General features: G+C 73.1%; 6 protein-coding genes. 3 read left to right on the top strand and 3 right to left on the bottom strand.

Translation table 11 applies throughout. From position 1 onward, the window contains the following. Positions 1–54 precede the first annotated feature (54 nt). Both ABD54_RS12110 and ABD54_RS12115 read right to left on the bottom strand, forming a co-directional pair. Entirely contained in the window at positions 55–633 is a 579-nt protein-coding gene (locus ABD54_RS12110) for a DUF5998 family protein (protein WP_019609669.1), read from the bottom strand. 86 nt (positions 634–719) lie between these two features. Continuing rightward, entirely contained in the window at positions 720–3,440 is a 2,721-nt protein-coding gene (locus ABD54_RS12115; RefSeq protein WP_047869564.1) for a GNAT family N-acetyltransferase, read from the bottom strand. A gap of 298 nt (positions 3,441–3,738) precedes the next feature. Here ABD54_RS12115 and ABD54_RS12120 point away from each other — a divergent pair, with 298 nt between their 5' ends. Continuing rightward, positions 3,739–4,674: a carbohydrate kinase family protein gene (locus ABD54_RS12120; protein WP_047869565.1), complete on the top strand. Its 936-nt coding sequence runs from the start codon at positions 3,739–3,741 to the stop codon at positions 4,672–4,674. A 247-nt stretch (positions 4,675–4,921) separates the two neighbouring features. Here the strand turns inward: ABD54_RS12120 and ABD54_RS12125 are convergent, their stop codons facing one another. After that, positions 4,922–7,093, bottom strand: a complete 2,172-nt coding sequence (locus ABD54_RS12125; RefSeq protein ID WP_047869566.1) for an ATP-dependent DNA helicase RecQ — start codon at positions 7,091–7,093, stop codon at positions 4,922–4,924. A gap of 401 nt (positions 7,094–7,494) precedes the next feature. On the opposite strand from ABD54_RS12125, the gene ABD54_RS12130 reads away from it, so the two are divergent. Together ABD54_RS12130 and ABD54_RS12135 are read left to right on the top strand one after the other, a co-directional pair. Continuing rightward, positions 7,495–10,308, top strand: coding sequence for a glycosyl hydrolase (locus ABD54_RS12130; protein WP_047869567.1), 2,814 nt, complete (start codon positions 7,495–7,497; stop codon positions 10,306–10,308). A gap of 284 nt (positions 10,309–10,592) precedes the next feature. Continuing rightward, positions 10,593–13,079, top strand: a complete 2,487-nt coding sequence (locus ABD54_RS12135) for a DNA topoisomerase (ATP-hydrolyzing) subunit A (RefSeq protein WP_047869568.1) — start codon at positions 10,593–10,595, stop codon at positions 13,077–13,079. Positions 13,080–13,109: the final 30 nt, after the last annotated feature.

Here is a 13,109-nt window from a genome sequence, read left to right on the forward strand (position 1 = left end):
CCCCGCCGCACCCCGGACCGACCGGCGGTCGGGGCCCTGACCGCCCCGGCGGCCTCAGGGGCGGGTGGTCGCCTCGGACAGGGCGTCGGCGAAGTGCATCATGGCCGAGACCGCACCGGCGCCGTCCGCGGCCTCGCTGACCCTCAGGGTGAGGGGCTCGGCGGTGATCGCGCCGGTGTACCCGTGGTCGAGTTCGCACTCCTCGTCGGCGCAGGCGGCCGGTTCGAGGTCGATGTGGGCGATCGCGCCCCAGTTCACGGACAGGTTGACGCTCAGCACCAGCTCGCTGGGCATGCTGCCCGGCGTGTACTGGGCGGGGTTGGGCACCACGCGGGTCAGGGCGACCGACTGGATGTTGCCCAACTGGATGCTGTCGGTGGTGGTGGAGGCGTGCGAGGTGCCGCCGGGCTCGGTGGGCGGGTGCTCGTCGGTGTGGCACACCACGAGGCGGGTCGCGGTCAGCAGCATCACCGTGATGTGCCGCCGCATCTCCATGGCCGGGTCGAAGGTCGCCTCGTGGTGCACGATGAACGCCTCGGCGCCCTCGCTCCCCAGGGCGGTGGCGACGGCGTCGATCACGAGCGCGGGGTAGTACCCGCTGCGTTCGATCTCCGTCCGCCAGTCCGTGGACACGGCGCGTGTTTTCCTCATACTCCTATCCTGCCCCTTTCCCGTGACACTTCGCGACCGGGAGGTGAAACGGGATGCCCACCCCATGATCAGAACGTCACCCCGCGCAGTCGCCGGGGCCCCGCGTCGGGCCGCACGTCGGGGGCCTCGCGGAGCCAGACGCGCGCACCCAGCACGTGGGCGCCGGTGGCGTTGACCAGGACCGGGTCCAGGTCGATGTAGCCGATCTCGGGGAAGGCCTCCACCAGGCGCGAGACCCGGACGAGGAGTTCCTCCAGCGCCTCCACGTTGGGCTGCTCGGCGAGCGAGGTCGCACCGGCGGGCAGACCGAACAGCAGCGGGGCGGCCCGCACGGCGTGGATGAGGTCGGCGGCGTCCATGTCGGTGAGCGGCGCCAGCCGGAACGCCCGGTCGTCGAGCAGTTCGGCGGTCACGTCCGCCAGCCCGAAGGAGACCACCGACCCGAAGGACTGGTTGTCGCCCGCCCGGACGACCGTGGGCACCCCGGGCGCCACCATGCGCTGGACGACCAGCGAGGCCTCGTCGCCGAAGCGGTCGTGCAGGGCCGCGAAGGCGCTGCGCACGTCGTCGGGTGTGCGCAGGTCGGCGCGGACGAACGTGCCGCCCGCGCGCAGGCGCAGGTCCGGTGAGTCGGCCTTGACCACCGCCGGGTAGCCCAACTGGCCCGCGGCCACCACGGCCTCCTCCTCCGACGTCACCGGGATGTCGGGGTAGGCGGCGATGCCGTAGCAGGCCAGCAGGTCCCGGGCGTCCTCGCCGGAGACCGCCGTCTCCTCGTCGTAGCGGCGCTCGCCGCCGAACCAGGCGATCTCCTCAGCCGGGGGCGTGGCGTTCTTGAGCGCGCGGACGATGGTGGCGCGGGCCCGGGCCCCGTCGATGTCGGGCAGTTCGGGGTGGCGTCCGGGCTTGCGGTCGCGCCACTGCGCGTAGCGGGTGGCGTAGGCCAGGGCGCGCACGGCGTCCTCGGGCGAGGGGTAGGAGGGCACCGAGCCGCGCAGGGTCTGGCCCCTGTCACCGACGCGGCGCAGTTCCTCGGGGACCCCCTGCCGGGCCAGGTAGGTGGTGACGACGGGCTTGGTCGAGTGCAGGGAGCGGGCCCGCAGCACGCGTGCGACGTCGTCGGAGATGGGGTGCAGGGCGGGGACGAACACCACCACGACCGAGTGCACGTCCTCGGCGGCCAGGGCCGTCTCCAGGGCGCGGTCGAAGTCCTCCGCGGTGGCCTGGGGGCCTAGGTTGACCGGGTCGTGCGGCTTGAGCCCCTGACGGACGGCCGCGTCCTTGACCAGCAGTTCCAGGGAGTCGGAGTTGCCGATGACGCCCACGCGGGGCCCCTGGGGCAGGGGCTGGTAGGCGAACACCTGGGCGGCGTCGAACATCTGCGTGATGTCGTCCACCCGCACCACCCCGGCCTGCTGGAACAGCGAGGTGACCGCGTAGTCGGGCAGGGAGAGCCCGCCCGCGGCGTGGCCGGTGGGGGTGGTCCGCGCCGAGCCGCCGCTGCGCACCGCGACGACCGGCTTCTGCTTGGCCAGGCGCCGGGCCAGGCGGGTGAACTTGCGCGGGTTGCCCAGCGACTCCAGGTACTGGAGCACCACCTCCGTGGCCGGGTCCTCCTGCCAGTACTGCATGAGGTCGTTGCCGGACACGTCGGCGCGGTTGCCCGCCGAGACGAAGGTGGAAAGGCCCATGCCGCGCTCGGCCACGCGCTGGAGGATGGCCCGGCCCAGGGCTCCGGACTGGGAGAAGAACCCGATCGTGCCCGAGGGAGGCAGGTCCGGGGACAGGGTGGCGTTGAGCGAGATCTCGGGGTCGGTGTTGGCGATGCCCAGGCAGTTGGGGCCGACCACGCGCATCCCGGCCGCGCGGGCGGTGCGCACCAGTTCGTCCTGGCGGGCTCGGCCCTCGGGCCCGGTCTCGCCGAACCCGGAGCTGACCACGACAAGGCCGTGCACGCCCTTGTCGGCGCACTGCTCGACCACGTCGACGACCATGTCGGCGCGCACCGCCACGACGGCGAGGTCGACCTGGTCGGGGATGTCCAGGACCGAGGGATAGGCGCGCACGCCCACGACCGCCTTGGCCTCGGGGTGGACCGGGTAGACCGGCCCCTGGAACTCCCCGCCCAGCAGGTTGCGCAGGGCGGTCTGGCCGATGGTGTGCGCGGTGCGGCTGGCGCCGATGACCGCGACCGAGTTCGGGAAGAGCAGGCGGGCGATGGAGCGCGACTCGGCGCGCTGTTCGCGGGCCCGCATGACCTCGGTGGAGTCGTCGGTGGGCTGGAGGTCCAGGGTGAGGCGGATGACGCCCTCGTCGAAGGTCTGCTGGGCGGTGTACCCGGCCTCGCGGAAGACGTTGATCATGCGCCGGTTCTCGGGCAGCACGTCGGCGATGAAGCGGCGCATGCCGCGTTCGCGCGCGGCCGCGCCGATGTGCTCCAGCATGACCGAGGCCAGGCCGCGGCCCTGGTGGGCGTCCTCCACCACGAAGGCGACCTCCGCCTCCTCCGGCGCCACCTTGTCGTAGCGCACCACGGAGACGAGGGAGTCGGAGATGGTGGCGACCAGTGCCACGCGGTCCTCGTAGTCGACGGTGGTGAAGCGTTTGACGTCGCGGTCGGAGAGCTTGGGGTAGGGCGCGAAGAACCGGTAGTAGATGGTCTCCGGGGAGAGGCGGGAGTGGAACTCGCGGAGCAGGTCGGCGTCGTCGGGGGTGATGGGGCGCAGGTGCGCGGTGCCTCCGTCGGTCAGGACGACGTCGGCTTCCCAGTGGTTCGGGTAGGACTGCACGACTGCGAGACTAGACGACAAACGGCCGAATCCGGGGAAAGTGCGTGCGGGCGGCGCGAAAACCCCGCTCGGGACCGCGCACGGTGTGTCCCCCCAGCGGAGGCGCCGGTAGGGGCCTCAGCGCCCCGTCCGCGGACCGGATCGGCCGCCCCGTGGGCGATCGCGGCTCCGCGGGGTGTCCGGAGGCGGTGTGGCCGGGGTGCTGTCACTTCGTTACACGCCGCTGACGGTTGACCTGTTAACGTCGTGCGAGCACGGATTCTGATAACCCTCGGTGGTGGCTGGCGAAATGACACGAGTGGTCGTGATCGGTGACCTGATGACCGACGCCGTCGCGCGCGCGTTCCACCCGTTGGCCCGCGGCAGCGACACTCCGGCGTCCGTGACCATGTACGGCGGCGGTTCGGGGGCGAACATCGCCTCGTGGCTGGCCGTGGAGGGCACCGACACCACGTTCGTCGGCCGCCGCGGCTCCGACATCACCGGGCGCACCCGTGAGATGGAACTCATGGGCTACGGCCTGGACTCGCGGATGGTGATGGACCCGGAGCGGCCCACCGGCACCTGCGTGGTGATGATCACGCACCGGGGCGACCGGACGATGCTGAGCGACCCGGGCGCCAACGCACGCCTGCAGCCCGAGGACCTGCCCCGCGACGTGTTCGGCCCGGACGGGCACCTGCACGTGTCGGGCTACACACTCATCAACGACGACTCCCGGCGCGCCGCACGCGTGGCGCTGCGGATGGCCCGCGAGAGCGGGATGTCGATCTCGGTGGACGGCGGTTCGCACGCGCCGCTGGAGCGCGCGGGCGCGGAGAACTTCCTGGAGTGGACGCAGGGCGCGCGCCTGCTGTTCGCCAACGTCGACCAGGCCCGGGTGCTGACCGGCCGGGACGAGCCCGAGGCCGCCGCCAAGGTGCTGACCGCGTGGTACCCCAACGTGGTGCTCAAGCTCGGCCAGCAGGGCGGCCTGTGGGCGTCCAAGACCCGCGACGACTGCGTGACGGCGCCGGCGGAGCCGGTGGAACCGTCCCCGGGTTCGGTGGGCGCCGGTGACGCGTTCATCGCCGGGTTCCTGCCCGCGTGGCTGCTCGGCCGCCACCCCAAGGAGGCGCTGGGCCGGGCGCACCGCCTGGCGGCGCGCGCCCTGCACCAGCCGGGCGCCCGCCCGGACCTGGGCGAGGGCCAGCCGGTGCGCCGCGGCGCACCGCGCGGCCAGCGCATCCGCTGAGCCACGGCGTCCCGCCCCCGGCAGCCGGGCACCAGCTGACCCGCCCGCGCGCCCGGCGCACCCGCTGAGCCACGGCCGCCATGGCACCGGCGACCGGGCCGAAGGGCCGAGCCCGGACACCCGGCCCCTCGGGCCGGACCTCCCTGCCGACAGGGGCCCACGGCCTCGGGGGACGCCGCGGGCGCACGTGGTGGACGCGCGCGCCCGCGGCGGAACGCCCTCGCCGGGCCCACGCAGGAGCCGCAGCTCATCCCCCTGCGGTGGCCAGGGTGAGGGGCAGCACCTGGGGCGCCCCGGCTCTGCGGAGCAGGGCGGCGCCCACGGTGAGGCTCCAGCCGGTGTCGGTTGCGTCGTCGACCAGCAGCACCGGCCCGGGGGTGTGCTCCTGCAGCCGCGCCATCCGCTCGGTGAGCTCCTCTCCCGCCACGAGGGCGGAGTAGACCTGTTCCAGGCGCATGGCGCTGTTGTGCCTGCGCGGCCCGGGGCCCCGCTCGGTGCGGTACCCCAGCGCTCCCAGGGGCGTCAGCCGTCCGAGCCGCGAGAGCCGCTCGGCCAGGTCGGTGATCATCCCGGGACGGGTGAGCGAGGGCATCGCCACCACGCCGACGGGGCGCCGGTCCCAGTTCCAGTCGGCCAGAACGCGCACCACTCCCTGGAGCACGCGCTCGTCCACGGGCGCGTCGGGGGCGTCGGCGGCCAGGACGCGGCGCAGCTCGTTGCCCCAGCCGATGTCGGTGAGGCGGCCCAGGGCTCGGCCCTCCCCCGCCCGCAGCTCCTCGGCGATCTTTCCGGACAGGTCCACGCCCAGGGTGGCCATCCCGGTCGGCCACTGGCGCCGGGGCGCGATGGGCGTGCCGGGCCGGTCCAGGTGCTCGGCCGCGGCCTCGCGCCGAGTGGAGTCCACGTCCGCGGGCCAGTACTCGCCCGTGCACACGTCGCAGCGTCCGCAGGGCGCGGCCTCGGGGTCGTCCAACTGGCGGCGCAGGAACTCCATCCGGCAGGTGTCCAGGTCGAGGTAGTCGAGCATGGCGCGCTGCTCGCGCTCGCGGGCCCGGCTGACGGCGGCGTAGCGTTCGGCGTCGTAGGTCCACGGCCGGCCGGTGGCCTCCCAGCCGCCCCGCACCCGGCGCACGGCCCCGTCCACGTCCAGCACCTTGAGCATCTGCTCCAGGCGGGTGCGGCGCAGGTCCACCCGGGTCTCCAGGTGCGCGACGGACAGGGGTCCGCCCGCCTCGGCGAGCGCGTCCAGGGTCTGGCGCACGGTCTGCTCTGGCGGGAAGGACAGTCCGGCGAAGTACTCCCAGATGCGGGTGTCCTCGCGGCCGGGCAGCAGGACCGCCTCGGCCCGCCGCACGCCGCGTCCGGCGCGGCCGACCTGCTGGTAGTAGGAGATCGGGGACTGCGGGGCGCCCAGGTGGACGACGAAGCCCAGGTCGGGCTTGTCGAAGCCCATGCCCAGCGCGCTGGTGGCGACCAGGGCCTTGACCCGGTTGGCGAGCAGGTCGTCCTCGGCCTCGCGGCGCTCGTCGGGGTCGGTCTGGCCGGTGTAGGCGCGTACCTCCATGCCCTGCTGGGCGAGGAAGCGGGCGGTCTCCTGGGCGGCGCTGACGGTGAGCGCGTAGACGATGCCCGAGCCCTGGATCTTGGGCAGGTGCTCGGCCAGCCAGCTGAGCCGGGCGGTGGGGTCGGGCAGCCGGACCACGGCCAGGCGCAGGCTCTCGCGCTCCAGGGAGCCGCGCAGGACCAGGGTGTCCGCGCGCTCGCCGCCCGCCTGGAGCTGTTCGGCGACGTCGCGGGTGACGCGTTCGTTGGCGGTGGCGGTGGTGGCCAGCACTGGGACGCCCTCGGACAGGTCGTGCAGCAGGGAGCGGATGCGCCGGTAGTCGGGGCGGAAGTCGTGCCCCCAGTCCGAGACGCAGTGGGCCTCGTCGATGACGACCAGGCCGGCGCCCGCGGCCAGCTCGGGCAGGACCCGGTCGCGGAACTCGGGGTTGTTGAGGCGCTCGGGACTGACCAGCAGGACGTCGACCCGGCCCGCGGCCACGTCGGCGTAGGCGTTCTCCCAGTCGGTGGTGTTGGAGCTGTTGATGGTGCGCGCGTGGATGCCCGCGCGCTCGGCCGCGGCGATCTGGTTGCGCATCAGCGCCAGCAGCGGGGAGACGATGACGGTGGGGCCCGCCCCCTCGGCGCGGCGCAGGGCGGTGGCCACGAAGTACACCGCCGACTTGCCCCATCCGGTGCGCTGGACGACGAGGGCTCTGCGGTGCTCGGCAGCCAGGGCGTGGATGGCGGTCCACTGGTCCTCGCGCAGCCGGGCGGAGTCCCCGGCCAAGGCGCGCAGGTGGGCCTCGGCGCGCTCGCGCAGCGCGCCGTCGTACGCGGCGGTGGGAACGGTGCTGTCAGGGGTGGGTGTGGCCATACGTCCCTTGGTACCAGAGCCGGGGGACGGTCGAGCGGTTGTCCACAGGCCCGGTTCCGCGTGACGGGGGCCGGGCCGCGGGACCGCCCCGCTCCGTCCGGCCTCGGCCCGCCCCGGAGCGGGCGCGCGTTCGACCTGGGACGGGGTACCCCCTGTAACCCCCATGAGCACCGCCGGTAACAGAAAGGACACTTTCCACTTTCCTGGCATTGCGTTCCTCCGACCGGGACTGAACACTCATTTACCAAGGCTCAGGCCTGGGAGCGCTCCCGTCCGGAGAGGGCGGACGCTCTCCCGCGGAAGCGAGCGAAAGGCGCAGTATGCGGCACCCATGGAGTCGACCGTCCCCCCAGCATCCCCCCAACGGACCGACGACAGCACGGCGCGCGCGGTCCCCGCGCATGGGCGTCCTGGCCGCGGCCACCGCCCTGGTCTGCGCCGCGGGCGTGGCCTCCACCCCTCCGGCGGCCGAGGCCGCCGAGGTCCCCGTCGGATCCGGCGGCTACAGCGACACCCTCCCCGCCGGAGCCCCCGGGCCCTCCGACCTGAACGGCGCCCCGGTCGGCCCCAAGGTGACCGACGACTTCGGGGGGCACGCCCCCACCAACGAGTGGTGGTCGTCGCTGATCTTCCAGCGCTACCCCGACAACCCCCACGGTGAGAACCTCTTCGCGCACCCCGCCAGCTTCCGCCCCCACGAGGGCGGGCTGGAGATGGGCTACCCGCGGGACCCCCGGCTCGTCGCCGACGGCCTCAAGTACGAGCACCCCCACACCGCCGACCTGTCCCTGGGGGTCCAAGGCCTGTCCTCCCCAGACACCCGGGTCGCCGACCACGGCGACTGGACCGTCACCGCGCACTGGGAGGGCTCCGGCCGGACCCTGCGTGTGACCATCGGCCAGGGCCTGCCCTTCGCCTACGCCGACACCGCCGGCGGCGACGCCCAGGTGACCTTCTCCGGCGCCCCCGAGGTCTGGCACCAGGAGGGCTCCGTGGTCGGCGCCAGCGTGGGCGGACGCCACTACGCCCTGTTCGCCCCCTCAGACGCCCCCTGGACGCGCTCGGGCGACACCTTCACCGCCCCGACCGGCGCCGAGGGCCACTACTCCGTGGCGGTCCTGCCCTCACCAGAGGACCTGGACACCTTCGCCCCCTACGCCCACTCCTTCGTCACCGGCTCGCGCGTGGAGTACGACTACGACGAGGCAGCCGCCACCCTGACCAGCACCTACCGCGTGGAGACCGAACCGCGCGAGGGGAGCGGGGAGGGCACGCTCATGGCCCTCTACCCGCACCACTGGCAGGAGGCCTCCACCCCCGTCACCGACCTGTCCTACTCCTCCCCCCGGGGCGAGATGCGCGTGGCGGAGGGCGCGGGCTTCACCACCGAACTGGCCGCGCAGGGCATCCTGCCGAGCCTGCCGACCGTGGACAGCGCCGACCACGACCGCATGCGCCAGCTCATCGACGAGGTCCTGGCCGAGCAGGAGCACTTCCCCGAGCCCGGCGACACCTACTGGGACGGCAAGGCGCTGGGCAGGCTGGCCCAGCTCGTACCCATCGCCGACTCCATAGGCCACACCGAGGGCCGCGACGCGCTGCTCGACCTGGTCAGGAACCGTCTGGAGGACTGGTTCACGGCCGGGGGGACCCGCCAGTTCGCCTACGAGGCCGACTGGGGCACCATGCTCGGCTACCCGGACAGCTTCGGCGCCGCCACCGAGGTCAACGACCACGACTTCCACTACGGCTACTTCGTCTCCGCGGCGGCCGTCGTGGCCCGCTACGACAGCGCCTGGGCCGCCGAGGACGCCTGGGGCGGCATGGTCCGCCTGCTGATCCGCGACGTGGCCGAGACCGACCCGAACAGCGACATGTTCCCGCGCCTGCGGTCCTTCTCCCCCTACGCGGGGCACGGATGGGCCTCCGGGCACGCGGGGTTCGCCGCCGGGAACAACCAGGAGTCCTCCTCCGAGGGCATGCACTTCGCCGCCGCCACCGCGCTGTTCGGCGCCCTGACCGGCGACGAGGAGCTGCGCGACCTGGGCGTGTACCTGCACACCACGCAGGCCTCGGCCATCACCCGCTACTGGCAGGACCACGGCGGCGACACCTTCCCCGAGGGCTTCGAGCACGACGTCGTCGGCATGGTGTGGGGCGACGGCGGCGACTACCGCATCTGGTGGGACGGCGGGGACGAGGAGCACTACGGCATCAACTACCTGCCCATCACGGCGAGCTCGCTGTACCTGGGGCACGACCCCGAGCACGCCGGGGCGATGTACGAGTCGCTGGTGGACCGCCTGGGCCGCGAGCCGCAGATCTGGCGCGACATCCACTGGGAGCACCGCGCCCTCTCCGACGGCGACGACGCCCTGCGCATGTTCGAGGAGCAGTGGAGCACCTACGAGCCCGAGGCGGGCGAGTCCAAGCCGCACACCTACCAGTGGGTCTCGACGCTCGCCGAGGTCGGCACCGTGGACACCTCCGTCACCGCCGACACCGCGCACTACGCCGTCTTCACCGACGGCGGGGAGCGCACTCACGTCGCCTTCAACCCCTCCGGCTCCCCGCTGACGGTCACCTTCTCCGACGGCGTCGAACTGGAGGTGCAGCCCCGCTCGCTGGCCTCCACCACGGGCGAGGGCGGCGGCGGTGACCCCGGCGACCCCGGCGACCCCGGTGACCCCGGCGACCCCGGCGACCCCGGCGACCCGGGTGAGGGCAACGTCGGCGACGGCGGCCTGCACCTGACGCCCTCCGCTCTCTCCAGCGCCCCGCACGGCTCCGCCGGCGAGATCACCGTGGCCTCCGCCGGGGGACGCAACCAGGACGGCCTGCCGCCGGACGACCGCGTCGTGCTGCGCGCCGACGACCTGACCGGCACCCACACCGGCGGCGCCACCGCGTTCTCGCTGCCCGTGGACTCGGGCAACGCGGTCGGCAACGCGGTCCAGGTCCGCGTGGTCTACGACCTGGACGGCGACGGCACCGACGACCGCACGGAGACCTACCGCTACTTCGCCACCAACGACCTGAACGGCTGGGAGGAGTACACGCAGGGCCAGGGCCCGGCGAGCGCCGACGGGTCCCTCGGCGACCTGGAGGGCGGCTCCGTCCGCGTCGAGCTGTGGAGCGCCCTGGGCGGCGCCTCCTCGCGGGTCCTGGTCGGCCCCGACGGCGGCGCCTCGCTCACGATCCCCTTCACCGGCTGACGCACGGTCCCCGGCGCCCGCGGGCGCCGGGGACGCCTCCGCCCCGCCGCGGGACGCGCCAACCGAAACGGACCGCGCCCGCGGCTCCGTTTCGGGCGTTCCGGGCAGGATCGGAGCGTTGCACGACCGTACGGCACCCAAGCACAGAAACATCGCGAAACCGCCCATCGACACATAACCCGCACGTCGCAGCGGCACGCGCGACGCCGCGTCACGAGGCTCACACCCGTCCGGCGACGCGTCCTTGTACGTTTCAGTCTCTGGCACAGGCCAGAATTACGGACATGGCCCGTACTACTTCCCGTCCCCCCGACGATCTCGCCGAGAAGATCATCGACATCGACGTCTCCGAGGAGATGCGCGGCAGCTTCCTGGAGTACGCCTACTCGGTCATCTACCAACGCGCGCTACCGGACGCGCGCGACGGTATGAAACCGGTGCAGCGGCGCATCCTCTACCAGATGAACGAGATGGGGCTGCGGCACGACCGCGGCCACGTCAAGTGCGCCCGCGTCGTCGGGGACGTGATGGGCCGCCTCCACCCCCACGGCGACAGCGCCATCTACGACGCGCTCGTGCGCCTGAGCCAGCCCTTCGCCATGCGCGTGCCCCTGGTGGACGGCCACGGCAACTTCGGCTCCCTGGGCGGCGACGACGCGCCGGCCGCGATGCGCTACACCGAGGCGCGCCTGGACCGCGCCGCAGAGCAGCTTGTCGCCTCCATCGACGAGAACGTCGTCGACTTCCGGCCCAACTACGACGGCCAGGAGACCGAGCCCGAGGTCCTGCCCGCCGCCTTCCCGAACCTGCTGGTCAACGGCGCATCCGGCATCGCTGTGGGCATGGCCACCAACATGGCCCCGCACAACCTGGGCGAGGTCGTCGCGGCCGCCCGCCACCTCATCGCCCACCCCGAGGCCACCCTGGAGGAGCTCACGGAGTTCGTCCCGGGCCCGGACCTGCCCACCGGCGGCACCATCGTCGGCCTGGACGGCATCCGCGACGCCTACCGCAGCGGCCGGGGCACGTTCAAGACCCGCGCCACCGCCTCCATCGAGAAGGTGTCCGCGCGCCGCACCGGCCTGGTGGTCACCGAGCTGCCCTACAGCGTGGGCCCGGAGAAGGTCATCAGCCGGATCAAGGAGCTGGTGCAGTCCAAGAAGCTCCAGGGCATCTCGGACCTGAAGGACCTGACCGACCGCACGCAGGGGCTGCGCCTGGTCATCGAGCTCAAGAACGGCTTCAACCCCGAGGCGGTCCTGGAGGAGCTGTACCGCCTCACGCCGATGGAGGAGTCCTTCGGCATCAACAACGTGGCCCTCGTGGACGGCCAGCCCCAGACGCTGGGGCTGCGCGAACTCCTCGAGGTCTACGTCAACCACCGCCTCGACGTGGTGCGCCGCCGCAGCGAGTTCCGCCGCGCCAAGCGCCAGGAGCGCCTGCACCTGGTGGACGGCCTGCTCGTGGCCCTGCTGGACATCGACCGGGTCATCTCCCTGATCCGCGAGGCCGAGGACACCGCCGCCGCCCGTGAGTCGCTCATGGGCGCCTACGACCTGTCGGAGGTCCAGGCCCGCTACATCCTGGAGACCCCGCTGCGGCGCCTGACCCGCTTCGACCGGATGGAGCTGGAGACCGAGCGGGACAAGCTCAACAAGGAGGTCGACGCCCTCACCGCGGTCCTGGAGTCGGACAAGAAGCTGCGCCGCCTGGTCTCCAAGGAGATGGGCGACGTCGCCAAGGAGTTCGCCACCCCGCGCCGCACGCAGCTTCGCGAGAGCGACGGCGTGGCCCGCAGCGCGGTGATCCCGCTGGAGATGGCCGACCAGCCCTGCCACGTGCTGATGGGCGTGGACGGCGCGATCGGCCGCAGCAAGGGGCCCACGGTGCCGCGCGTGTACGAGGGCCTGCGCACCAAGCACGACGCGGTCCACGTGTCCGTCCCCACCACCTCGCGCTCCGCCGTCGGCCTGATCACCGACCTGGGCCGGATGATCCGCGTGCCGGTGGTGGAGCTGCCGGAGCTACCCGACGAGGGGGGGGACGGTCCGCCTCTGGCCTCTGGGCTGGACGTGTCCGAGTTCGTCCAGCTCGACGGGGACGAACGTGTGGTGTCGGTGGTGTCCATGGACGCCTCGGGCCCCGGCTTCGCCCTGGGCACGCGGGGCGGCGTGGTCAAGCGGGTCTCCCCCGACTACCCGCCCAACAAGGACGACTTCGAGGTCGTGACGCTCAAGGACGACGACCGAGTCGTGGGCGTCACCCAGTTGTCCACGGGCGAGGAGGACCTGGCCTTCATCACATCCGAGGCCCAACTGCTGCGCTTCCCCGCGAGCACCGTGCGGCCCCAGGGGCGGCCCGCGGGCGGTGTGGCGGGCGTGCGCCTGTCGGAGGGGGCGCGGGTGCTGTGGTTCGGCGCCGTGCCCAGCCCGCAGGACTCGGTGGTGGTCACCGTCTCGGGCTCCTCCGGTGCTCTGGAGGGGACCCAGGCCGGTTCGGCCAAGGTCACCCCCTTCGAGGCCTACCCGGCCAAGGGCCGCGCCACCGGCGGCGTACGCTGCCACCGCTACCTCAAGGGCGAGGACACCCTGCTCTTCGGCTGGATCGGCCGCTCCCCCGCCCGCGCAGCGCGCGCGGACGGCAAGCCGGTCCGCCTGCCCGACCCGATCGACCGTCGGGACGGGTCGGGTGACGCGCTGCCCCGCGCGATCGTTACTGTAGGTAGCGGACAGACCGACTCCGGGATCACCGTTCCCGGAGCGAAAACCTGACTCGTCTCGGAAGAACGCCGCGCGCACCGG

This window comes from Nocardiopsis sp. RV163, from assembly GCF_001029525.1.
Lineage (GTDB): Bacteria > Actinomycetota > Actinomycetes > Streptosporangiales > Streptosporangiaceae > Nocardiopsis > Nocardiopsis dassonvillei.